20 protein-coding genes are annotated in these 22612 nt (G+C 64.5%); 15 read left to right on the top strand and 5 right to left on the bottom strand.

All coding sequences use genetic code 11. The annotated features are described in order from the left end of the window. Window positions 1-3 precede the first annotated feature (3 nt). A complete protein-coding gene (gene ccoN / locus M2281_RS21360; RefSeq protein WP_280823197.1) occupies window positions 4-1617 on the bottom strand; it encodes a cytochrome-c oxidase, cbb3-type subunit I in 1614 nt (537 codons plus the stop codon). Between the two features lie 192 nt (window positions 1618-1809). Here ccoN and M2281_RS21355 point away from each other — a divergent pair, with 192 nt between their 5' ends. Beyond that, window positions 1810-2319 (top strand): hemerythrin domain-containing protein, encoded by a 510-nt coding sequence (locus M2281_RS21355; protein ID WP_280823196.1) that lies wholly within the window; start codon window positions 1810-1812, stop codon window positions 2317-2319. 14 nt (window positions 2320-2333) lie between these two features. Here M2281_RS21355 and M2281_RS21350 read toward each other — a convergent pair whose 3' ends face one another. Then, on the bottom strand, window positions 2334-3062 hold the full coding sequence (locus tag M2281_RS21350) for a Crp/Fnr family transcriptional regulator (RefSeq protein WP_280823195.1): 729 nt from the start codon (window positions 3060-3062) through the stop codon (window positions 2334-2336). Window positions 3063-3338: 276 nt separating this feature from the next. Here M2281_RS21350 and ppaT point away from each other — a divergent pair, with 276 nt between their 5' ends. The 9 genes from ppaT (at window position 3339) to M2281_RS21305 (ending at window position 13616) form a co-directional block, all read left to right on the top strand. Next, window positions 3339-4517 carry a pyridoxamine--pyruvate transaminase gene (gene ppaT / locus M2281_RS21345; protein WP_280823194.1) on the top strand — a complete coding sequence of 393 codons (1179 nt, stop codon included), beginning with the start codon at window positions 3339-3341 and terminating at the stop codon, window positions 4515-4517. A gap of 45 nt (window positions 4518-4562) precedes the next feature. Continuing rightward, on the top strand, window positions 4563-5399 hold the full coding sequence (locus M2281_RS21340; RefSeq protein ID WP_342394273.1) for a sulfite exporter TauE/SafE family protein: 837 nt from the start codon (window positions 4563-4565) through the stop codon (window positions 5397-5399). A 184-nt stretch (window positions 5400-5583) separates the two neighbouring features. After that, complete coding sequence (locus tag M2281_RS21335; RefSeq protein WP_280823193.1) at window positions 5584-6753, top strand: transporter substrate-binding domain-containing protein; 1170 nt, start codon at window positions 5584-5586, stop codon at window positions 6751-6753. Then, the gene (locus M2281_RS21330; protein ID WP_280823192.1) at window positions 6750-7349 is read left to right on the top strand and encodes an ANTAR domain-containing response regulator; all 600 of its coding nucleotides are present in this window, start codon (window positions 6750-6752) and stop codon (window positions 7347-7349) included. The genes M2281_RS21335 and M2281_RS21330 overlap by 4 nt, the downstream gene beginning before the upstream one ends. Continuing rightward, window positions 7346-8239 (top strand): ABC transporter permease, encoded by an 894-nt coding sequence (locus M2281_RS21325; RefSeq protein ID WP_280823191.1) that lies wholly within the window; start codon window positions 7346-7348, stop codon window positions 8237-8239. The genes M2281_RS21330 and M2281_RS21325 overlap by 4 nt, the downstream gene beginning before the upstream one ends. After that, window positions 8239-9159, top strand: coding sequence for an ABC transporter permease (locus M2281_RS21320; protein ID WP_280823190.1), 921 nt, complete (start codon window positions 8239-8241; stop codon window positions 9157-9159). Before M2281_RS21325 ends, M2281_RS21320 begins: the two co-directional genes overlap by 1 nt. Before the next feature lie 39 nt (window positions 9160-9198). Then, window positions 9199-10824, top strand: a complete 1626-nt coding sequence (locus tag M2281_RS21315; protein WP_280823189.1) for an ABC transporter substrate-binding protein — start codon at window positions 9199-9201, stop codon at window positions 10822-10824. Continuing rightward, a complete protein-coding gene (locus M2281_RS21310) occupies window positions 10814-11758 on the top strand; it encodes an acetamidase/formamidase family protein (RefSeq protein WP_280823188.1) in 945 nt (314 codons plus the stop codon). Before M2281_RS21315 ends, M2281_RS21310 begins: the two co-directional genes overlap by 11 nt. Before the next feature lie 64 nt (window positions 11759-11822). Further along, a complete protein-coding gene (locus M2281_RS21305) occupies window positions 11823-13616 on the top strand; it encodes an ABC transporter ATP-binding protein (protein WP_280823187.1) in 1794 nt (597 codons plus the stop codon). Window positions 13617-13640: 24 nt separating this feature from the next. Here M2281_RS21305 and M2281_RS21300 read toward each other — a convergent pair whose 3' ends face one another. Beyond that, window positions 13641-14618, bottom strand: coding sequence for a pyridoxal-phosphate dependent enzyme (locus M2281_RS21300; protein ID WP_280823186.1), 978 nt, complete (start codon window positions 14616-14618; stop codon window positions 13641-13643). A gap of 2 nt (window positions 14619-14620) precedes the next feature. Next, window positions 14621-15385, bottom strand: coding sequence for a GntR family transcriptional regulator (locus M2281_RS21295; RefSeq protein WP_280823185.1), 765 nt, complete (start codon window positions 15383-15385; stop codon window positions 14621-14623). Window positions 15386-15565: 180 nt separating this feature from the next. Between M2281_RS21295 and M2281_RS21290 the strand changes: the two genes are divergently transcribed. From M2281_RS21290 to kynU, 4 genes are read left to right on the top strand one after another with little or no spacing between them, the layout of a single operon-like run. Beyond that, window positions 15566-16552 (top strand): ABC transporter substrate-binding protein, encoded by a 987-nt coding sequence (locus M2281_RS21290; RefSeq protein WP_280823184.1) that lies wholly within the window; start codon window positions 15566-15568, stop codon window positions 16550-16552. 60 nt (window positions 16553-16612) lie between these two features. Then, window positions 16613-17392 (top strand): ABC transporter ATP-binding protein, encoded by a 780-nt coding sequence (locus tag M2281_RS21285; RefSeq protein ID WP_280823183.1) that lies wholly within the window; start codon window positions 16613-16615, stop codon window positions 17390-17392. Window positions 17393-17398: 6 nt separating this feature from the next. Then, the gene (locus tag M2281_RS21280; protein WP_280823226.1) at window positions 17399-18325 is read left to right on the top strand and encodes an ABC transporter permease; all 927 of its coding nucleotides are present in this window, start codon (window positions 17399-17401) and stop codon (window positions 18323-18325) included. Window positions 18326-18339: 14 nt separating this feature from the next. Further along, a complete protein-coding gene (gene kynU, locus M2281_RS21275) occupies window positions 18340-19587 on the top strand; it encodes a kynureninase (protein ID WP_280823182.1) in 1248 nt (415 codons plus the stop codon). Window positions 19588-19643: 56 nt separating this feature from the next. Here the strand turns inward: kynU and M2281_RS21270 are convergent, their stop codons facing one another. After that, complete coding sequence (locus tag M2281_RS21270) at window positions 19644-19847, bottom strand: hypothetical protein (RefSeq protein WP_280823181.1); 204 nt, start codon at window positions 19845-19847, stop codon at window positions 19644-19646. A 253-nt stretch (window positions 19848-20100) separates the two neighbouring features. On the opposite strand from M2281_RS21270, the gene M2281_RS21265 reads away from it, so the two are divergent. Continuing rightward, entirely contained in the window at window positions 20101-22605 is a 2505-nt protein-coding gene (locus M2281_RS21265; protein WP_280823180.1) for a heavy metal translocating P-type ATPase, read from the top strand. Window positions 22606-22612 lie beyond the last annotated feature (7 nt).

The raw sequence follows: 22612 nt of genomic DNA, 5'->3' as shown, positions 1-22612 counted from the left end.
CTCCTATTCGGCCGGCTGCAGGGTGGGCGTCATGCCGGGGATCGGCTTTTCCTGGCGCTGATGGCCGCGGATCGTCATGTAGACGTTCCAGGCCATCACCAGCCCGCCGGTGAGGTAGAGGACGCCGCCCATCATGCGCAGCACGTAGTAGGGCACCATGGCGGCGACCGATTCGGCGAAGGAGTAGACCAGGAAGCCCTGCTCGTCGTATTCGCGCCACATCAGGCCCTGCTGGATGCCGGCGACCCACATGGCGGCCGCGTAGATGACGATGCCGAGGGTGGCGAGCCAGAAGTGCCAGCTGACCATGCGCACCGAATAGAGGCGCTCGCGGTTCCACAGCTTCGGCACCAGGAAGTAGATCGCGCCGAAAGTGATGAGGCCGTTCCAGCCGAGCGCACCGGAATGCACGTGGCCGATGGTCCAGTCGGTGTAGTGGCTGAGCGAGTTGACCGTCTTAATCGACATCATCGGGCCTTCGAAGGTCGCCATGCCGTAGAAGGCGACGGCCATGACCATCATGCGGACGATGGGATCGGTGCGGATCTTGTCCCAGGCGCCCGAGAGCGTCATCAGGCCGTTGATCATGCCGCCCCAGGAAGGCATCCACAGCATGATCGAGAAGACCATGCCCAGCGTCTGCGCCCAGTCGGGCAGGGCGGTGTAGTGCAGGTGGTGCGGGCCGGCCCAGATGTAGAGGAAGATCAGCGCCCAGAAGTGGATGATCGACAGACGGTAGGAATAGACCGGGCGATCCACCTGCTTGGGGATGAAGTAGTACATCATGCCCAGGAAGCCGGCGGTGAGGAAGAAGCCGACCGCGTTATGGCCGTACCACCACTGGGTCAGCGCATCCTGCACGCCTGCGAAGGCCGAGTAGCTCTTGGAGCTCAGGAAGGAGACAGGAACTGCCAGGTTGTTGACCACGTGCAGCATTGCGATCGTCACGATGAAGGACAGGTAGAACCAGTTGGCGACGTAGATGTGCGGTTCCTTGCGCTTCAGGATGGTGCCGAGGAACACGATGAGATAGGCGACCCAGACGATGGTCAGCCAGATGTCGAGATACCATTCCGGTTCGGCATATTCACGGCTCTGGGTGATGCCCAGCAGGTAGCCGGTGGCCGCCATGATGATGAAGAGCTGGTAGCCCCAGAACACGAACCAGGCAAGGTTGCCGCCGAACAGCCGCGCGCGCGACGTGCGCTGCACGACATAGAGGGACGTGGCGATCAGCGCGTTGCCGCCGAAGGCGAAGATGACGGCCGAGGTGTGCAGCGGACGCACGCGCCCGAAATTGAACCAGGGCTCGAAGTTGAGGTGGGGAAAGGCAAGCTGCGCGGCGATGAGGACGCCGACGAGAAAGCCCACCACACCCCAGAACACTGTGGCGACGACGCCGTAGCGGATCGGCCCGTCGAGATAGCCCGACGTGTCGGTCTCGACGGGCTGCGCGCCGAAGCGCGTGTTGCGCATCAGCAGGATGGCGCCAGCGGTGAGGGCGAAGAACAGCACCCACATGTGCGCACGGAAGAGGTCATCGCCTGCGAAGGCGGCCCCCAGCAGCGCCAGAAAGGCGGCGGCGGTGACGCCGACGATTTCGACACCAAATTTCATGAACGGTCCCCCTATGAGGCAAAAACGGCTACGAATCCGCATGGCGAGCCCGCAGATCCTTGGGGCGACACTGGCCTCAAGCGGGACAAGCCTCCTTGATCTGGATCAAAGAGCGGCCGCGCATGGCGTGCATTTGTGGTGCGCAACGATGCGTCAAAATCGACGCAGCTTGTGCAGGAGGAGGTTCATGCAATGTCGATGAGAGCGGGAGACGGACGCGAACCGCCTCTCGCAACCGGAGACGAATCGGCCAGTTCGCTATTTTGCACCGGCGTTCGGGAGACGATCCTTAGTCGGCTCCACGCCGAGAAGCTGGAGCTGTGCGATCTGTTGGAGGAGATTGCGGACTCTTTGCCGCAGGCGTTGAACCGTGACCAATGCCTGGCTGCTTCCGGCAGGCTGGAGCCGCTTCTGCGCGAAGTTCACGCCTATGAGGAGGACGTGCTGTTTCCGGCCTACATCCACGCGCAGGGCAATGCCCAGCCGGCGGTGGAGCTCGTGGCGCGGCTGAAGACCGAGCATATCGAGGATGCGGATTTCGCCGCCGAGCTTGCCGAGGGGCTGCGGCGCGTCGGGCAGGGACCGGATGCGCTCAATGTTGATGCGCTGGCCTACATGCTGCGCGGGTTCTTCGCGGGCCTGCGCCGCCACATCGCAAACGAGCGCGAGGCGATGGCGCCGCTGTTCGGCACGAAAAGCTGAGAGGTGACGCGTTTTTAGATATTGGCGCGTCGTTCGAGCCGGCCGATATCGGGAATGGTGATCTGCCGGTTGTGCTCGATCTCGATCACGCCGTCCTTGCGCAGCTTGGTCATCTGGCGGCTGACCGTTTCGATGGTGAGCCCGAGGAAATCGGCGATGTCGGCGCGCGTCAGCGGCAGGTCGTAGCTGACCGGGCCGCTGCCCACCGAGGCTTCCGGATCGATATGGGTGGCGACCAGGTGCAGGAAGCTCGCGACCTTTTCGGCCGCGGTCTTGCGCCCGAGCGTCAGCATCCAGTCGCGGGCCTCGTCCAGTTCCTTGAGCGTCTGCTTCAGCAGCCGGTGCTCGAGCTCCGGCACTTCCTTGACCATGCGGTCGATGGCCGTCTTCGGGAAGGAACAGAGCGACACTGGCGTCGCGGCCACTGCGTTCAGCGCGCTTTCCGACTTGAAGGGACGGCCGAGGAAATCAGGCGCGAACTGCAGGCCCACGATCTGCTGGCGTCCGTCGGACATCACCTTGCTGAGCTTGACCACGCCCGACAGCACGTTCGAAAAATTGACAACCTTTTCGCTGTCGCCGATGAGCTCTTCGCCGGATTCCGCGCGGTGTTTGAACGACTGCTTGCTGAGCGCGACAAGCTGGTCCGGGTTCAGCGCACCGCAGACGCCGCGGTGGCGCGCATCGCATGCCTGACACAGTACGGGAATATCGGAGTTGTGTATGTCCTGCCTGGCATTCATGTCCATAGCCCGTCCGGCTGCCCTTTTTCCGATAGATACAGCGTCGAGTTGCAAAAATCTCGCGGCAGTTTGTCCCTCAAGGCCGCAGCATCTCCAACTTAAGTTGCTTTTGCAACGTTGAGGTAAAAAGCGCCGTTCCGGCAGGAGCAATCTCTTCTCGTTCCCGCCGCGGCATCGCACAGAAAAACCTTGAGACGCGTTCGCAGTCGGCCTTCCATGCTGGCCGGAATTGAGATGGCTTCGATTCGTCGCGCCGGCAATGCGGAGAGACAGAGAATGCGATACCCCGACGATGCCAACCCGGTGGTCACTCTGACCACAGGACCGGTCAACGCCTATGCGGAGGTGCTGCGTGGGCTGAGCCGCACGGTGCTTTACGACAACGACCCCGCCTTCCAGCATTTCTATGAGCGGGTCGTCGGCAAGGCCCAGAAGGCGATGCGCCTCTCGAACAGGCCGGTGATCTTGCAGGGCGAGCCGGTGATGGGGCTGGAGGCCGCGGCCGCTTCGCTCATCAGCCGCGACGATGTGGTGCTGAACCTTGCCTCCGGCGTCTATGGCAAGGGATTTGGCGGCTGGGCCAGGCGGCATTCGCCAAATCTCCTGGAGATCGAAACGGCCTACAACGACGCCATCGACCCGCAGGCGGTGGCCGACATGCTGAAAGAGCATCCGGAAATTACGGTAGTCTCGGTCTGCCATCACGACACCCCGTCGGGCACGATCAACCCCATCGACGAAATCGGCGCGATCGTGTCGGCGCATGGCGCCTATCTGATCGTCGACGCCGTTTCGTCCTTCGGCGGCATGAAGACCCACCCCGAGGACTGCAAGGCCGACATCTATGTGACGGGCGCGAACAAATGTCTGGGCGCGCCTCCGGGGCTCACCTTGCTGGGGGTGAGCGATCGCGGCTGGGCCAAGATGAAGGCAAACCCGACTGCGCCGCGCGCCTCGGTGCTGAGCATCCTCGACTGGGAAAATGCATGGTCGCGCGAGAAGCCGTTCCCGTTCACGCCTTCGGTTGCGGAGATCAACGGTCTCGACGTGGCGCTGGATCTTTACCTGAATGAAGGCCCGGAAGCAGTCTGGGCGCGTCATGCGCTGACCGCCAAGGCCACGCGTGCGGGCGCAAGGGCAATGGGGCTTTCGCTCTGGGCGGCGAGCGAGGAGATCGCGTCTCCCACAACGACCGCCATTAGCACTCCGGAGGGGGTGGACGAGAAGGTGCTACGCCAGGTGGTGCGCGAGCGGTACGGCGTCGTTCTCTCGTCCGGACGCGGGGCCACGCTCGGCAAGCTGACGCGTATCGGCCACATGGGGCCTACAGCGCAGCCGATCTACGCTGTGGTTGCGCTGACGGCGCTCGGAGGCGCATTAAATGCGCTTGGACAGAGGCTTCCCGTTGGCAAGGGCATAGAAGCTGCCCTTGCGGTGATCGATGCCGAGGCCTGACGACGCGCATGCGCTGGCCTTTTAGAAGCGTGGAGGACTGCGGTTTTGGAACAGGCACTTGATCCGTCCATGCTCGACGGCCAGACAATCGCTGCGCTGATCGCCGGTTTCGCCGTCACCGGCGTCATCTCCGGCATCCTCGCCGGCCTGCTCGGCGTCGGCGGCGGCATCGTCATCGTGCCGGTGCTGTTCTGGGTGCTGACGCTGTTCCATTTCCCCGCCTCGATCACCAGCCACCTCGCCGTTGCCACCTCGCTGGCGATCATCATCCCCACCTCGATTTCGTCGATGCGGGCCCACGCCAGGCGCGGCAATGTCGATCAGGCGCTGTTGAACCTCTGGGGACCGGCGGCGTTCGTCGGCGCGCTGATCGGCGGCATCATGTCGAAGTTCATCCCCGGCGCGGGCTTGCGCCTGGTGTTCGGCGTGGTCGGCCTTTTGGTGGCCGTAAACCTGGCGATCCCCAAGCATCTGGTCATTTCCGACCACCTGCCGAAAAGCGCCTGGGTCAACCGCGCCATCGCCACCGTCATCGGCTTCATCTCCGCGCTGATGGGCATCGGCGGCGGGACACTCTCGGTGCCGACGCTGGCGAGTTTTTCCTTCCCCGTCCACCGCGCGGTCGGCACATCGTCGGCGCTCGGCCTGCTGATTGCCATTCCGGGGGTCGCCGGCTTCATCTGGGCCGGGCTCGGTGTTGCCGGCCGGCCGCCGCTCAGCCTTGGCTTCGTCAGCCTGCCGGCGGTGCTGATCATCGCGCCGATCAGCTATCTGCTCGCGCCCTGGGGTGCGCACCTCGCGCATGCGCTGAACGCGCGCTATCTGAAGCTCGCTTTCGCTTTCTTTCTCGCGATCACCGCTGGGCGCATGTTAATTACCTAACTGCGGCAATTCGCACCCTCAAAATTGCTGGTCGCGCCCAGCTGCGGCCAGAATCTGCTTGACAGAGAGGGGAGAGGCCGAAAGATAAAGCCCAAAATCAGAATTCGCTAGGCATTTGGGCCTCGTTCCGGAACTTGCGTTCCGCGAATGGGGCTGTTTGCATTTGGAGGAATGTCAGGAGGACATGGGTAGTTCGATACCGATCGGTCTGCTGTTTTCGCGGTCTGGCCCCTATTGGGCGCTCAGCCAGCAGGGCTTCCATGGAGCCCTGGCGGCAATCGAGTCGGTGAACGCCAGCGGCGAATATCCGTTCGAACTCGTCCCCCATGACGCCGACCCCGAAGGCAATACCGACCGCTATGCCGGCCTTTGCCGCGACATGATCAAGCGCACCGGGCTGCGCCATGTCGTCGGCTGCACCACCTCCTGGAGCCGCAAGGAAGTTATCCCGGTCGTCGAGAAGGCCGACGCGCTGCTATGGTATCCGTGCGTCTACGAAGGCTTCGAGGCGAGCGAGAACGTCGTCTACATCGCCGCAAGCCCCAACCAGCACCTTTTGCCGCTGCTCGACTACATCGTGCCGCGCTTCGGCCGGAACGCCTTCCTGACCGGCTCGAACTACATCTGGGGCTGGGAGATGAACCGTATCGCCCGCGAAGTGCTGCACCATTCGGGCGGCAAGGTGCTGGGCGAGCGCAATGTGCCGATAGGCGATGTCGAGATCAATCACATCGTGGCCGAGATCAAGGCAAAGAAGCCGGACTTCATCCTCAACAATCTGATCGGCCCGTCGTCGCATGCCTTCCTGAAGGCCTATCACGAGCTCGGGCTTGCGGACCCCGCCTTTGCGGCAGGCGTGCGGCCGGTGCTGAGCTGCAATCTCTATGAGGGCGAGGCCGCTCTGCTCGGTCCGGCTATCGCCGGCCACTATACGGTGAGCTGCTATTTCCGGTCGCTGTCGGGCGAAGCCAATCGCGCCTTCCTGCAGCAGGTGGCCGGCAAGCCGGGCTCCCAGCAGCTGACGGCCTTCTTCGTCGAGACCTATGCCAGCGTGCTGCTGATTGCCAACGCGATCTGGCAGGCTGGCACCGACGACATTGGCGAGGTTCTGGCGGCGGCGAAGGCGCATCCGTTTTCGACGCCGTTTGGCGAGAGCATCGTCGATGCGCGCACCAATCACGTGCTGATGCCGGCCCATATTGGCCGGGCTCGCGCCGATGGCGACTTCGATGTCGTCTTCGAGGCGGGCGGAGCGATCGAGCCCGATCCGTTCCTGACCCGCTCGCGCCTCGGCATTCCCGGCGGGGAGGCCATGCCGTCCGCCAAGGCTCCACATTTGAGGGTTGTTCAATGAACGATATGAGGCCAACCCCCTCCTTCATCGGCTGGCGCGCGCTGGTGCTTCACCAGCCGCATCCCAATGTCGACGCGCTGCTCATGCAGTTCGAACGCATCGGCGTGGCGGCATCGCATTACTGGCCCGAGATCACCGACCTGCCGGAACTCGACCGCTTCAACGTGGTGCTGATCGACGCCGACATGGGCTATGACGACCAGTTTCCATGGAAGCCGGGCGAGGCGCCGATCCCCGTGATCGCGCTGATCGGCTCGGAAGCGCCGGGCCGCGTGTCCTGGGCCATGCGCCAGGGCGCCGATGCCCAGATGCTGAAGCCCATCGGCAGCGCCGGCCTTTACAGCGCGCTGGTGGCGGCCTCGCACGGCTTTGAACGCCGGCAGGCCATGACTTCCGAGATCGCCGCGCTGCGCGCGCGTCTCGAAAGCCGCGAGCTGCTGGCCGAAGCAACTGCCATTCTCATGGTGCGCGACAACATCAGCGCCAAGGCGGCGTTCCAGAAGCTGCGGCTGACGGCAATGGCCGAGCGGATGACGCTGGAAGCCATGGCCGCGCGCCTCGTCGAAACCATCAGTGATATGCGGGAAGCCCTATGAGCGCGGTCGAAGTTTCTCCTGCCGCGCCAGTGGCTGCCCAGCGGGGCGTGTTTGGCCGGCTCATCCGGCGGCCGCTTGCGGTCTTCGGGCTGGTCGTCATCGCGATTGCCGTTTTCGCGGCGGTCTTCGGTCCCTGGATCGTGCCCTATGACCCTTACGAGCAGTTCTTCGAAGGGCTCAGCCTCGAAGGCGCGCCGCTGCCGCCGGATGCGCATTTCTGGTTCGGTACCGATCTCGTCGGCCGCGACCTGCTTAGCCGTCTTATCTACGGCGCGCGCACCTCGCTCATCATCGGCATCGTCGCCAATGGCATGGCGGTGTTCACCGGCTCGGTGGTCGGCATCTGTGCGGGCTATTTCCGCGGCTGGGTCGAGACGGTCCTGATGCGCTTCACCGACCTGATGATGGCGTTTCCGGCGCTGCTGCTCGCCATCGTGCTGGCGGCAATCTTCACGCCGAGCCTGTGGATCGTTGCCATGGTGATCGCCATGGTCAACTGGGTGCAGATCGCCCGCGTCATCTACACCGAGACGCGGTCGCTGGCCGAACGCGACTTCATCGACGCCGAGCGCGCGATGGGCGCGGGACACATGCGCATCATGCTGCGCCACATCCTGCCTCATCAGCTGTCGACCATCATCGTCTGGGCCACGCTCGGCATCGCCACCACGGTTCTGCTCGAGGCGACGTTGTCCTTCCTCGGCATCGGCGTTCAGCCGCCGATCCCGTCCTGGGGCAACATCATTTTCGAGAACCAGACCTATTTCACCAGCGCGCCGTGGCTGGTGTTCATTCCGGGCGCGGCTATCCTGCTGCTGGCCCTTGCCTTCAACCTGGTCGGTGACGCCCTGCGCGACATTCTCGACCCGACACAGCAGGGCCACCACTGATGCTCGCCTACGTTGCCCGCCGTCTGCTGCAGACGGTTCTGATCCTGCTCGGGATCAGTCTCGTCACCTTCGTGCTACTCTATCTGGTGCCGGCCGATCCGGCACGGCAGATCGCCGGCCGCAGCGCCACCGCCCAGACGGTCGAGAACATCCGCCAGCAGCTCGGTCTCAACCTGCCGTTCTACGAGCAGTATCTGCGCTATCTCAGCGGCCTGCTGCATGGCAATTTCGGTCGCTCCTATCTGCAGAAGACGGAAGTGGCCGAGCTCATCTGGTCGCGCCTGCCGGCGAGCCTGCTCCTGATGTGCGGCGCCATCTTCTGTGAGCTGCTGCTCGGTCTCAGCATGGGCGCGGTTGCGGCACTGAAGCGCGGCAGCAAGACCGACAATGGCCTGATGATCGTCTCCTTCGTCGGCGTTTCGGCGCCGCAGTTCGTCATCGGCATTTTGCTGCTCTACGTCTTTGCGGTGCGGCTCGGCTGGTTCCCGATCGGCGGCTACGGCACGTTCTCGCATCTGGTGCTGCCGTCGATCACGCTCGGCTTCCTCGGTGCCGGCTGGTATTCGCGCATGATGCGCTCCTCGCTGCTGGACGTGCTTCGGCAGGACTATATCCGCACCGCCCGCGCCAAGGGCCTGACCCGCGCCAAGATCCTGTTCGGCCACGCCATCCCCAACGCCATCCTGCCCATCATCGCCATGATCGGCATCGACATCGGCCTGTTCATGTCGGGCATCGTGGTGGTGGAGAGCGTGTTTGGCTGGCCCGGCATCGGCCAGCTTGCTTGGCAGGCTATCCAGCGCATCGACATTCCGATCATCATGGGCGTCACCATGATCTCGGCCTTCGCAATCGTGCTCGGAAACCTGCTGGCCGACCTGATCGCGCCGTGGGTCGATCCGCGCATCAAGCTTCGTTGAACCACAGAAAACAATAACCCTGGAGTAGGAACCGAAAAGATGAAGACACAGCTTCTCAAGGGCGTTGCGGCGCTCGCTCTCGCGCTGGCATTCGCCGGCCCGTCCATGGCCGACGACATCAAGCAGGGCGGCTCCATGACCGTCACCTACAAGGATGACGTCTCCACGCTCGATCCGGCGATCGGCTACGACTGGCAGAACTGGTCTATGATCAAGTCGCTATTCAGCGGCCTGATGGACTATGAGCCGGGTACGACGAACCTCAAGAAGGCCCTCGCCGAAGACTATACGATCTCGGAAGACGGCAAGACCTTCACCTTCACCCTGCACAAGGGCGTGAAGTTCCAGAACGGCCGCGAGCTGACCGCCGAGGACGTGAAGTACTCGATCGACCGCGTCGTCAACCCCAAGACGCAGAGCCCGGGTGCCGGCTTCTTCGGCTCCATCGTCGGCTTCCAGGAAGCTTCCGAAGGCAAGGCCGATGGCCTCTCCGGCATCACGGTCGTCGACCCCTACACCATCAAGTTCGAGCTCTCGCGCCCGGACGCCACCTTCCTGCACGTGATGGCGATCAACTTCTCGCTCGTCGTGCCGAAGGAAGAAGTGGAGAAGTGGGGCGCCGATTTCGGCAAGCACCCGGTCGGTTCCGGCGCCTTTAAGCTGGCCGAATGGTCGCTCGGCCAGAAGCTCGTCTTCCAGCGCTTCGACGACTACTGGAACAAGGGCCTGCCCAAGCTCGACCAGATCACCTTCGAGGTCGGCCAGGAGCCGGTCGTGGCGCTGATGCGCCTGCAGAAGGGCGAGGTCGACATTCCGGGCGACGGCATTCCGCCGGCCAAGTTCATCGAGGTCAAGAACGACCCGAACTTCAAGGACATGATCATCCAGGGCGGCCAGCTGCACACCGGCTACGTCACCATGAACGTCAAGATCAAGCCGTTCGACAACGTCAAGGTGCGCCAGGCGGTGAACATGGCGATCAACAAGGATCGCATCGTCCGCATCATCAACGGTCGCGCGGTTCCGGCCAACCAGCCGCTGCCGCCGTCCATGCCGGGCTACGCCAAGGACTATAAGGGCTACCCGTATGACGTGGAGAAGGCCAAGGCGCTGCTGGCCGAGGCCGGGCTCGCCGACGGCTTCGAGACCGAGCTGTTCGTCGCCAACACCGACCCGCAGCCGCGCATCGCCCAGGCGATCCAGCAGGATCTCGCGGCCATCGGTATCAAGGCATCCATCAAGTCGCTGGCGCAGGCCAACGTGATCGCGGCCGGCGGCGAGCCGGACGGCGCGCCGATGATCTGGTCGGGCGGCATGGGCTGGATCGCGGACTTCCCGGATCCGTCCAACTTCTACGGCCCGATCCTGGGCTGCGGCGGCGCGGTGCAGGGCGGCTGGAATTGGTCCTGGTACTGCAACGAGGACCTTGAGAAGAAGGCCACCGAGGCCGACTCGATCGTCGATCCGGCCAAGAAGGAAGAGCGCGAAGCCATGTGGCGCGACATCTACCTGAAGATCATGGAAGACGCCCCGTGGGCTCCGGTGTTCAACGAAGAGCGCTTCACCATCCGCTCCTCGCGCATCGGCGGTGCCGACGAGCTGTTCGTCGACCCGGTCCACATCCCCGTCAACTACGATCAGGTCTACGCAAAAGATGTGCAGTAACTGCGATTATACCATCCACGGCAGGCAGCATCACTTCGGGTGGGATCGTTCGATCCCGCCCGTGGCGACGGTGACGCCCGGCTCGAGCCTGAAGTTCGAGTGCGTCGACAGCGGCTCCGGCCACTTCAAGCCGGACAGCACCGTTGCAGACGTCTCGACGTTGGACTTCTCCAAGGTCAACCCGGTCACCGGCCCCATCTATGTCGACGGGGCCAAGCCGGGCGACGCGTTGAAGATCACGATCCATCAGTTCGAGCCTTCGGGCTTTGGCTGGACGGCGAACATTCCGGGCTTCGGCCTGCTCGCCGACCAGTTCAAGGAGCCGGCGCTGGCGCTGTGGAAGTATGACGCCGCAACGCTCGAGCCGGCACTGTTCGGCAAGCACGCGCGCGTGCCGCTGAAGCCCTTCGCGGGCACCATCGGCGTGGCGCCTGCCGAGCATGGGCTGCATTCGGTGGTTCCGCCGCGCCGGGTCGGCGGCAATCTCGACATCCGTGACATCGCCGCGGGCACGACGCTCTATCTGCCGGTCGAGGTGGAAGGCGCGCTGTTCTCCATCGGTGATACGCACGCCGCCCAGGGCGACGGCGAAGTCTGCGGCACGGCGATCGAAAGCGCCATGAACGTGGCGCTGACGCTCGATGTGGTGAAGGACGCCAACCTTTCCATGCCGCGCTTCACCACGCCGGGACCGGTCACGCGCCATCTCGACGCCAAGGGCTACGAGGTCACCACGGGCATCGGTCCGGACCTGATGAGCGGCGCCAAGGCGGCTGTCGCCAACATGGTCGACCTGCTCGGCAAGCAGCACGGCCTGTCGGCGGAAGACGCCTACATGCTGTGCTCGGTCTGCGGCGATCTCCGTATCAGCGAAATCGTCGACATGCCCAACTGGGTCGTGTCGTTCTATTTCCCGCGCGTCGTTTTCGAATGAAATCGTGGGACGCGGGCCAACAGTCCCCCGCGTCCCGCTCCCCCTCTCGGAGCTATTCACCAGCATGAACAAGCCACAGCAGGATACGCTGCTCAGCGTCAGGAACCTCGTGACCCAGGTGGCGACGCCGCAGGGCGCGAAGATCGTCGTCGACCGCCTGTCCTTTGATCTGGGACGCGGCGAGACGCTGTGCATCGCCGGCGAAAGCGGATCGGGCAAGTCGATGACCGCGCTGTCGCTCATGCAACTCCTGCCCAAGCCCATGGCGCGCGTCGCCTCGGGCGAAGCCATTCTCAACGGCCAGAACATTCTGGCTCTCCCCGAAGGCCAGATGCGCCAGGTGCGCGGCCGGCACATCGGCATGATCTTCCAGGAGCCGATGACCTCGCTGAACCCGGTGCTGACCATCGGGCGCCAGCTGGCCGAGGCCATTTCGGCCCATGCGCCGGTTTCGCCCAGCGAGGCACGTCGCAAAGCCAAGGATCTGCTGGACCAGGTCCAGATCTCGGATTCGGCGCGCCGGCTCGACCAGTATCCGCACGAGCTTTCGGGCGGCATGCGCCAGCGCGTGATGATCGCGATCGCGCTTGCCCAGAGCCCGCAGATCCTCATCGCTGACGAGCCCACCACCGCGCTCGACGTCACCGTGCAGTCGCAGATCCTGGCACTGATCCGCAAGCTGCAGGCCGAGAACGGCGTTTCGGTCATTCTCATCACCCACGACATGGGCGTCGTCGCCGAAATGGCTGATCATGTGCTGGTCATGAACCGGGGCAGGGAGGTCGAAAGCGGCCCGCTGAAGCGGATCTTCGAGACGCCGGCCGACACCTACACGAAAGACCTGCTCGCCGCCGTTCCGCGTCTCGGCGAGATGACGGGCACCACCCAGCCCAAGCGCGCGCCGGCGACCCCGAAGGACGCCGAGGCGCCGGCAAAGCCCGATGCAAATGCGCCGGTCGTCGACGTGGAAAACCTCGTCGTGCGCTTCGACATCAAGGGCGGCATCCTGCAGCGCCCGATCAAGCGCGTGCATGCCGTCGAGGGCGTGTCGTTCCAGATCAAGCCGGGCGAGACGCTGTCTCTGGTCGGCGAATCCGGCTGCGGCAAGTCGACCACCGGCAAGGCGCTGCTCAATCTCATCCCCTGGCGCGGCAATATCCGTGTCGGCGGCAAGGAAACGGCCAATCTCACGGGGCCGGCGCGCAAGCAGGTGCTGCGCGACATCCAGATGATCTTCCAGGACCCCTACGCCTCGCTCGATCCGCGCATGCGGGTGGGCGACCTCGTGGCCGAGCCGCTGGTGATCCACGGGCTGGCGTCGGGTTCGGAGCTGACCGACCGCGTCGAATATCTGTTCCGCCGCACCGGCATGTCCGCCGACCAGATGAAGCGCTATCCGCACGAGTTCTCCGGCGGCCAGCGCCAGCGCATCTGCATCGCGCGCGCTTTGTCGCTGTCGCCCAAGGTGATCGTGGCCGACGAAAGCGTTGCCGCGCTCGACGTGTCGATCCAGGCGCAGGTGCTGGACCTCCTGCAGGACATCCAGAACGAGACCGGCGTGTCCTATCTCTTCATCTCGCACGACATGGCTGTGGTGGAGCAGATCAGCCACCGCGTGGCGGTGATGTATATGGGCCGCTTCGTCGAATCCGGCACGCGCGCGCAGGTGTTCGAAAACCCGCAGCACCCCTATACCAAGCGGCTGATGGAGGCGGTGCCGGTGGCCGATCCGGACCGTCCGCGCAAGGCCTTCCAGCCCGCCGATGGCGAGCTGCCGAGCCCCGTGAAGGATCTGAGCTACGTGCCGCCGGTGCTGACGCGCCAGGATGTGGGCGGCGGCCACACGGTCTGGGCCTGAGGCCGGTTTTAAGCCGGCCTTCCGTCAGGGCGACGGGATCTCGCCGCGCAGTGCCGTGATGAAATCTTCGGCGTCGACATTGCCGCCGGAGATGACGCAGACGACATTGCCCTTGGCGTGCTCGCTGGTCATTGCGGCTGCAAGCGCGGCCGCACCGGCGCCTTCGGCGACCACCTTCGCCTTGGAAAACAGCAGGCGCATCGCCTCGACCACCTGAGCCAGCGTCACCACGGCGGTGCCGTCGATCAGGCTATGCACCAGCGGCCACATCTGCGGCAGCAGTGACGGCCCGCCGATGCTCTTGATGAAGGCCGGCGTGGTCTCGACCTCCTCGATGCGGCCCGAGGCAAGCGAGGCCGTGACCGGCGCGGCGTGCTCGCCTTCCACTGCCAAGATTTTTGTGCCCGGCCGCAGCGCCTTCACGGCGCTGGCAACGCCGCTGGTCATCGAGCCGCCGCCATAGGGCGTCAGCACACAGTCGACTTCCGGCAAGTCCTCGACGATCTCCATGCCGATGGTGCCATTGCCGGCAAGCACGGCCTGGTCGGTCACCGGATTGATGATGAGCTCGGCGATATCGGGACGCTCGGCATCGGTGATGTACTGCCACCAGGTCTCGTGCGAAATGAAGCGGACCTCGCCGCCGAGCTTCTGCACGCCTTCGATCTTGGTCTTCGGCGCATCGGCATACATATAGGCGGCCATCGGCACGCCCACGTGGCGCGCGGCCCAGGCCATGCCATAGGCCATGTTGCCGGAGCTGATGGTGGCAACGCCATTGCGCAGCGCCGCCGGATCGCGCGTCAGCACGGCGTTGAGCGCCGGCCTGATCTTGAAGGCGCCGATGGGCGAGAAGGTCTCGAGCTTCAGGAAGATCTTTCGATCCGGCAGGCCGAGATCGAGATGGACCAGCGGCGTGCGGGCGAGATGCGGGGCCAGGCGTTCGCGCGCGGCACGAACCTCGTCCAGCGTCGGGCGACGGGGAGCGGTCTTGTCGGTCATGATCAGCTGGTTGTTCCGTTGCTCGCGGGAGGTGTGGAGCTCGACCGCTCTTCCTCGGCGTGGATGTAGACGTGCAGCGTGTAGCCGATGTGCTCTGACATCAGCGCCGCAGCGCGCTCGACGTCGCGATCGAGCGCGGCTTCCATCAGTTCGGTGTGGTGTTCCAGCGCCATGGCTTCGCGCAGGGCGGCCACGGCTTCCTCATAGCCGTTCTTGAGGCCGGCGGCAGCGCGCAGCGTCGGCGCAAGCCCGAGGAAGCGATGGTGTCGGCGCAACTGATCGGAAATCGTTTCGCGGAAGCGCAGCAGCCAGCGCGACTTCGCAGCGCTGAGCAGCGCGAGATGGAAGGCCTGGTGCTTCTCGTCCCATTCGTTGACGGCTTCGTCGGAGGGATCGTCCACGGCGAGCTTGCAGCGCGACAGGCGATAGTGTGCCGTCACGACGGCCTCTTCCCAGTCGCTGCCGCCGTTTTGGATCGACTCGATAAGCAGCGGCACTTCCACAACCTGCCGCGCCCGCGTAAGGTCTTCCAGCTCGGCACGCGAGACCGGGGCTACGGCGAAGCCGCGATTGCTGACGGCGGTGACCAGATGCTCGGCTTCCAGCCGCGACAGCGCTTCGCGCAAGGGCGTCCAGCCCATGCCATAGGCGCTGCGCAAGGCCCCAAGTTTCAGCGGCGAGCCGGGGCTCAGGCGCGTAGCCAGTATGTCGCGCCGAAGCGTCTGATAGGCCGCTTCCGTCTTGGTGATATGTTCGCCGTTCTGCATCCGGTTCGATCCCGCTGGCGCGATCCTTCTGCCGTAGGGTTATATATCATGTGGCTGCTTCGCAAGAATTATATATAATTGTTTGACAGGTGTTTTGCTCCGGTTATGATCCCTCTCAATCGCAGCCGGTGCTGCGAGCCCGCGGGCCTCCGCGGCTGATTATGAATGGGGAGGAATGACATGAACAAGGCAAAGACCGGCTGGTTGCGCGGCATCGTCGCCGCCGGCGTTTTCGTGGCGGGCATCGGCTCGGCGCTGGCTGATCCGATCAAGATCGGCATCGCCAATTTCGGCGAGCATCCGCAGCTCAACGCCTCGATCGCGGGCTTCAAGAAGGCGCTGACCGACGCCGGCTATGTCGAGGGCAAGGACGTCGTCTACACGGAAAGCCACACCAATTTCGACGCCTCGCTGGTGCCGCAGATGATCGCCAAGCTTCAGGCGGACAACCCGAAGCTGATCTACACCATCACCACGCCGGTTTCGCAGATCGCCAAGAAGGCGCTGGCCGGCTCGAGCATTCCAATCGTCTTCTCGGCCGTGACCGATCCGGTCGCCGCCAAGCTGGTCCCGTCGTGGGAAGCCGGCGATGAGGGCATCACCGGCGCGACCGACCTGCAGGACGTCGCAGCGGTCATGGCCTTCGCGCACAAGCTGCTGCCGAACGCCAAGCGCCTCGGCCAGCCCTACAATCCGGGCGAAGCCAATGACGTGGCGCTGCTCGACAAGGTGAAGGAAGCCGCTCCGGCAGCCGGTTTCGAGGTCATCCCGGTCGGCGTCGACAACGTCAACGACATCCAGCAGCGCATCGCTTCCCTCGCTGGCAAGGCCGACGTGATCTATACGCCTTCCTCGAACCTGCTGCAGCCGGCGATCCCCGCCGTTGCCGCCGCCGCCCGCCAGGCCGGCATCCCGATCGTCAACTCCGACGACGACGCGGTGCGCAAGGGCATCGTGCCGGCCAGCTTCTCGGTCAACTACACGCAGGTCGGCATCAATGCCGGCAAGATCGCGGCCGAGATCCTGAAGGGCGCCGACCCCAAGACCATCGCGCCGAGCCGTCCGGCCTACGAGGACCATGCGCCGCTGATCAACAAGGCCACGCTGAAGGCCTTCGGCGCCGAGCTGCCGGCCGACATGGAAAACTGCAACTGCTTCGTCGACTAAGTCGTCGATAGCGATACGGCGGCGCTTTTCGCGCCGCCGTTCTATTCCAGGGAGGAAGCAGTGCTGGAAATCCGCTCTGCGCGAAAAACATTCTACCGCGGCCAGGCCGACGAAAAGATTGCCCTCGACGGGCTCAATCTCACGCTCGCAACCGGCGAATTCGGGGTCGTCATCGGCTCCAACGGTGCCGGCAAGAGCAGCATGCTCAATGCGATTTCCGGCTCTCTGAGCCTCGATTCCGGACAGATCGTGGTCAATGGCGGCGACGTGTCGAACATGCCCGTGCACAAGCGCGCGGTTCGGCTGGCGCGCGTGTTCCAGGACCCGATGAAGGGCACCGCCGCCTCGATGACAGTGGCCGAGAACATGCTGCTTGCCGATCTGCGCAGCACCAGGCGCACGCTGCGCCGCGGCCTGACTGCCGCGCGCCTTGCGACATATCGCGAGCGCCTGTCCATTCTCGGCCTCGGGCTGGAAAACCGCATGGACACCCGCGTGGAGCTGCTTTCGGGCGGCCAGCGCCAGTCGCTGTCGCTGATCATGGCAGTTGGCGGCTCGCCCGACCTGCTGCTGCTCGACGAACACACCGCCGCACTCGACCCGCGCACGGCCGACATCGTCATGAATGCGACGGTGCGCGCCGTGGATGCGCTGAAGCTCACCACTTTGATGGTGACGCACAATATGCAGCACGCGGTCGATTTCGGCCATCGCGTGGTCATGCTAGATGCCGGCCGCGTCCGCCTCGAGATCGCAGGCGAGGAAAAGGCCAAGATCACCGTTCCTGACCTGATCGGCCACTTCTCCGTGAAGACCGACCGCATGTTGCTGGCGAGCTGACCGATGATGGATTTCATTCAAACCACCGTTGCGAGCTTCATCTCGCTCATTCCCGTCACGCTCGCGCAGAGCCTGATCCTCAGCTTCGTCGTGCTCGGGATCATGATCCCGTTCCGCATGCTGAGCTTCCCCGACCTCACCAGCGAAGGCGCGTTCCCGCTCGGCGGCTGCGTGTGCGGCGTGCTGCTGGCAGCCGGCGCCTCGCCGGTCACGGCCATCAGCTGCGCACTGCTTGCGGGCTTTATCGCCGGCTGCTGCACGGCCTTCATCCACCTGCGCTTCCGCATTCACACGCTGCTGGCCGGCATTCTCATGATGACGATGCTCTACAGCATCAATCTGCGCATCATGGGCAAGTCCAACCTGTCGGTGTTCGGCTCGCCCACCGTGTTCGACTGGGTGCCCTTCGTGCAGCCGGGCTTCCCGGTCAGCAAGATCATTGCTGCCGGCCTGATCGCGCTGGCGGTTCTCATCCTGCTCAACATGTTCTTCAAGACCGAGCAGGGCACGGCGGTTCGCGCCGTCGGCGCCAATCCCGACATGGCCGAGGCCCAGGGCATCAACGTTTGGGCCGCCACCATCGGTGGCGTCGGCCTGGCGGGTGCCTTCTCTGCGCTCAGCGGCGCGGTGATGGTGCAGTCGCAGGGCTTTGCCGACGTCAATATGGGTCTCGGCATCCTCATCAACGGCCTGGCCGCGCTGATGATCGGCGAGGCCATCGTCGGCAAGCAGACCGTATGGCGCCAGCTGACGGCGCCTTTCGTCGGCGCCATCGTCTACTACCAGCTGGTGTCGCTCTGCCTTGCCGCGGGCATGCCGCCCCCCGATCTCAAGCTTGCCACGGGTCTGTTCGTGCTCGCCATGCTGGCGTTGCCGAGCCTGCGCCGCAGCCGCGGCGCAGCAGCCCCCGCCCGCGAAACCATCCGCGAATAAGGACAGCGAATATCATGACTGCAACTCCCGACCTGGCGGTGATCGAGGCACGCGACGCCGCCGACCCGCTGCGCCATATGCGCGACCGCTTCGTGCTGCCCAAGGGCGTGATCTATCTCGACGGCAACTCGCTTGGCGCGGCCTCGAAGGACGTTTTCATCGAGCTCGACAAGGCGGCCAAGGAAGAGTGGGCCGAGGGCCTGATCCGCAGCTGGAACAAGGCCGGCTGGTTCGACCTTGCCACCGATCTGGGCGACAAGATCGGCCGGCTGATCGGCGCAGAGCCCGGCGAGACGGTCGTCTGCGACACCACCTCGACCAATATCTACAAGGCGCTGCATGCGGCGCTTTCGATGCGGCCGGACCGTTCGGTGATCGTCGCCGAGGGCTCGAGCTTCCCGACCGACCTCTACATGGCCGAGGGTGTCGCTGCGACGCGTCCGGGCGTGACCATCCGTCTCGAAGGCGTTGATGCCGAGAACATCGAGGACCTGATCGACGACAGCGTAGCGGTGGTTCTGGTCAACCACGTCAACTACAAGTCGGGCGAGCTGCGCGACATGGCCGCACTGACCGCCAAGGCACATGCCGTCGGCGCGCTGGTGGTGTGGGACCTCTGCCATACGGCGGGCGCCATGCCGGTCGACCTCAACGGCGCCAATGCCGATCTGGCCGTCGGCTGCACCTACAAATATCTCAATGGCGGCCCCGGCGCACCGGCCTTCATCTATGCGGCCAAGCGCCATCATGACCAGATCCAGCAGCCGCTGTCGGGCTGGTGGGGCCATGCCAGGCCGTTTGCCTTCACGCAGGGCTATGAGGCAAGCCCGGGCATCCGCCGCTTCCTGTGCGGCACGCAGCCGATCCTGTCGCTGAGGGCGCTGAAGGGCGCGCTCGACGTGTGGGACGATGTCGATCTCGACCTCTTGCGCAAGAAGAGCATCGAGCTGACCGACCTCTTCATCGAGCTGGTCGAGGCCCAGTGCGGCGAATTCGGCGTCAAGCTCGAGGGACCGCGCGAGGCCGCGCGGCGCGGCAGCCAGGTCTCGTTCTCGCATGAGAATTCGTATGAGATCATGCAGGCGCTGATCGAGCGGGGCGTCATCGGCGACTTCCGCGCGCCGAACGTCATCCGCTTCGGCTTCACGCCGCTCTATGTCGGCTATCGCGATGTGTGGGATGCAGTGGTAGTGCTGCGCGACATCCTCGCGACCGGCGCCTGGCAGGACAAGCGCTTCGCGGTTCGCTCCGCCGTCACTTGACGGCCTTGCGGCAGGGCATCGGCTCTGCCGTTTGAGGCTGGGATCGGTTCCCGGCCTTAGATTTTCGGATCTGCGGGAAGGGAGCCAGCTTCCTTCCCGTCTTTCTTTCCGTGATCTTCGATGATCCGCTCGTAGCGCTCTATGTGCTGCTCGAGTGCCTCATTGTCCATATAAGCCGTCAAGGTGGTTATATCCTTGCCCCTGACCAGCTCGTGCTGTTGCGCGGCCTTCAGGCGAGCATGCAGCTTGACGCGTTTCATCGGCACTCCCTTCCCAGCGCACCGATCACGAGCCCCATGCGCTGATTGAACATTCCGAGCGCGATCGAGCACGAAACCGGACTTCGCCACGGCTGATTGCGCTGGCGGGCTTTTTTGACAACCCTCTTCCCTTGGAAGAGGCAACTTGCCAGCTTTGTCAACCTCCCAGGAATTTTCGTTCACTGCCCTTGACCTTCCAGTTACTGGAAGCCCTAGCTTCCGTACCTACATTCAAGCGGAAGTGGGTAGGGCTATGGAACATCATCATCATCATCATCACGGACATGGAGATTGCTGCGGAGCCCATGATGGCGGGCAGCCGGCGGCGCATATCGTTCGCGATCCGGTCTGCGGGATGACGGTCGATCCCGCGGCCGGCAAGCCGACTGCCGAACATGATGGGCGCACCTACCATTTCTGCTGTGCATCCTGCCGCGACAAGTTCGCCAAGGCGCCGGAGAACTATCTGACGGCGGAGGACCCGGTCTGCGGCATGAAGGTGGACCGCGCCAGCGCAGCGCATTTCCTGCGCCACGAGGGCGAGCGCTTCTATTTCTGCTCGGCAGGCTGCGAGGCGAAATTCACAGCGGACCCCGAGAAATATCTCAGCGGGCGGCCGGCGCCAGAGCCGATGCCCAAGGGCACGCAATATACCTGCCCGATGCATCCCGAGATCGTCAGCGACAAGCCGGGCTCCTGCCCGAAATGCGGCATGGCGCTGGAGCCGATGGGGGTGCCCACCGGCGATGAAGGCCCGAACCCGGAGCTGATCGACTTCACGCGCCGCTTCTGGGTCAGTGCGGCACTGTCAATCCCGCTGCTCGTTCTCACCATGGGCCCGATGCTGGGCCTGCCAGTGCGCGACTGGCTGGGCGAAAACCTTGCCGTGTGGATCGAGCTGGTACTGGCAACGCCTGTGGTGCTGTGGGCGGCGCAGCCCTTTTTCCATCGCGGCTATGAATCGATCGTCAATCGCAGCCCCAATATGTGGACGCTAATCTCGCTCGGCGTCGGCGTCGCCTATGTCTACAGCGTGGTCGCCACGCTGGCGCCCGGCATCTTTCCGCATGAATTCCGCGGCCATGGCGGCACCGTGCCGGTCTATTTCGAGGCGGCCGCGGTCATCGTCGCGCTGGTGTTCCTGGGCCAGGTGCTGGAGCTGAAGGCGCGCGAGCGCACCGGTTCGGCGATCCGCGCGCTGCTCGATCTTGCGCCGAAGACCGCGCGGCTGATCGGGGCCGACGGGTCGGAACGCGACGTGCCACTGGAAGACGTCAAGGTCGGCGACCTCCTGCGTATCCGCCCCGGCGACAGCGTGCCGGTGGACGGCACGGTGGCCGAGGGCCGCTCGTCGGTGGACGAATCCATGATCACCGGCGAGTCGCTGCCGGTCGAGAAGACCGAGGGCGATGCCGTCACCGGCGGCACGCTCAACAAGAACGGCACGTTGGTCATGAAGGCCGAGAAGGTCGGCGCCGACACCATGCTGTCGCATATCGTGGAGCTGGTGGCCAAGGCGCAGCGCAGCCGCGCTCCGATCCAGAGCCTTGCCGACCGCGTGGCCTATTATTTCGTGCCGGCGGTGGTGGCGGTGGCGATAGTGGCCTTCGTCATCTGGGGCATCTTCGGGCCCGAGCCGAGCATGATCTACGCCATCGTCTCGGCGGTGTCGGTTCTGATCATCGCCTGTCCCTGTGCGCTCGGCCTGGCGACGCCCATGTCGATCATGACCGCCACGGGGCGCGGCGCGCATGCCGGCGTGCTGATCAAGGATGCCGAGGCGCTGGAGCGGTTCTCGCACGTCGACACGCTGATCGTCGACAAGACCGGCACGCTGACCGAGGGCCGGCCGGTGCTGACCGATGTGGTCACGGCCAACGGCTTTGACGAGGCCGAGCTGCTGACACTTGCGGCCAGCCTTGAGAAGGCATCGGAGCATCCGCTGGCCGAGGCCATCGTGGCCGGTGCGCAAGAGCGCAAGGCGAAGCTGCTGGACGTGACGGACTTTTATGCATCGACCGGCAAGGGTGTCTCCGGCATCGTTGCCGGCAGGAAGGTCGCGCTCGGCAACCGCGCCATGATGGACGAGGCGGGCGTGGATGGCGACGGCCTTGCTGCCAGGGCCGATGCGCTGCGTGCCGATGGCCGGACGGCGATGTTTGTCGGCGTCGACGGCAAGCTGGCGGGCGTGGTCGCTGTTGCCGACCCGATCAAGCCGACCACCGCCGAGGCGATCCGGGCTCTGCACGACAAGGGCCTGAAGATCATCATGGCGACCGGCGACAATGAGCGCACGGCAAAGGCCGTGGCATCTCGGCTCGGCATTGACGAGGTGCGAGCCGACGTGCTGCCCGAAGGCAAGAAGGCGCTGATCGACGAGCTGCGCGCCAAGGGCTCGGTCGTCGCGATGGCCGGCGACGGCGTCAACGATGCGCTTGCGCTGACCGCCGCCGATGTCGGCATTGCCATGGGCACCGGCGCGGATGTGGCGATGGAAAGTGCTGGCATCACGCTTGTGAAGGGCGACCTCAACGGCATCGTGCGTGCCCGCACGCTGGCGCAGGCGACGATCCGCAACATCAAGCAGAACCTGTTCTTCGCCTTTGTCTACAACGCGCTTGGCGTGCCGATTGCGGCGGGCGTGCTCTATCCCGTCTTTGGCTTGCTGCTGTCGCCCATGCTGGCCGCCGCAGCCATGAGCCTGTCGTCGGTGTCGGTCATCGCCAATGCGCTCAGGCTGCGCACACTGAAACTCTAGGAGATCG

The organism is Pseudaminobacter soli (ex Li et al. 2025), assembly GCF_029892515.1.
GTDB classification, from domain to species: Bacteria; Pseudomonadota; Alphaproteobacteria; order Rhizobiales; family Rhizobiaceae; genus Pseudaminobacter; species Pseudaminobacter soli_A.
Note: the sequence above shows the minus strand (reverse complement) of the source record. Positions and strands in the feature narration are given on the sequence as shown.

Bases quoted from the DNA above. Each gene is read 5' to 3' on its own strand.
- ccoN (WP_280823197.1), bottom strand. From the start codon at position 1,617: ATGAAATTTGGTGTCGAAATCGTCGGCGTCACCGCCGCCGCCTTTCTG.
- M2281_RS21355 (WP_280823196.1), top strand. From the start codon at position 1,810: ATGTCGATGAGAGCGGGAGACGGACGCGAACCGCCTCTCGCAACCGGA.
- M2281_RS21350 (WP_280823195.1), bottom strand. From the start codon at position 3,062: ATGAATGCCAGGCAGGACATACACAACTCCGATATTCCCGTACTGTGT.
- ppaT (WP_280823194.1), top strand. From the start codon at position 3,339: ATGCGATACCCCGACGATGCCAACCCGGTGGTCACTCTGACCACAGGA.
- M2281_RS21335 (WP_280823193.1), top strand. From the start codon at position 5,584: ATGGGTAGTTCGATACCGATCGGTCTGCTGTTTTCGCGGTCTGGCCCC.
- M2281_RS21330 (WP_280823192.1), top strand. From the start codon at position 6,750: ATGAACGATATGAGGCCAACCCCCTCCTTCATCGGCTGGCGCGCGCTG.
- M2281_RS21325 (WP_280823191.1), top strand. From the start codon at position 7,346: ATGAGCGCGGTCGAAGTTTCTCCTGCCGCGCCAGTGGCTGCCCAGCGG.
- M2281_RS21320 (WP_280823190.1), top strand. From the start codon at position 8,239: ATGCTCGCCTACGTTGCCCGCCGTCTGCTGCAGACGGTTCTGATCCTG.
- M2281_RS21315 (WP_280823189.1), top strand. From the start codon at position 9,199: ATGAAGACACAGCTTCTCAAGGGCGTTGCGGCGCTCGCTCTCGCGCTG.
- M2281_RS21310 (WP_280823188.1), top strand. From the start codon at position 10,814: ATGTGCAGTAACTGCGATTATACCATCCACGGCAGGCAGCATCACTTC.
- M2281_RS21305 (WP_280823187.1), top strand. From the start codon at position 11,823: ATGAACAAGCCACAGCAGGATACGCTGCTCAGCGTCAGGAACCTCGTG.
- M2281_RS21300 (WP_280823186.1), bottom strand. From the start codon at position 14,618: ATGACCGACAAGACCGCTCCCCGTCGCCCGACGCTGGACGAGGTTCGT.
- M2281_RS21295 (WP_280823185.1), bottom strand. From the start codon at position 15,385: ATGCAGAACGGCGAACATATCACCAAGACGGAAGCGGCCTATCAGACG.
- M2281_RS21290 (WP_280823184.1), top strand. From the start codon at position 15,566: ATGAACAAGGCAAAGACCGGCTGGTTGCGCGGCATCGTCGCCGCCGGC.
- M2281_RS21280 (WP_280823226.1), top strand. From the start codon at position 17,399: ATGGATTTCATTCAAACCACCGTTGCGAGCTTCATCTCGCTCATTCCC.
- kynU (WP_280823182.1), top strand. From the start codon at position 18,340: ATGACTGCAACTCCCGACCTGGCGGTGATCGAGGCACGCGACGCCGCC.
- M2281_RS21270 (WP_280823181.1), bottom strand. From the start codon at position 19,847: ATGAAACGCGTCAAGCTGCATGCTCGCCTGAAGGCCGCGCAACAGCAC.
- M2281_RS21265 (WP_280823180.1), top strand. From the start codon at position 20,101: ATGGAACATCATCATCATCATCATCACGGACATGGAGATTGCTGCGGA.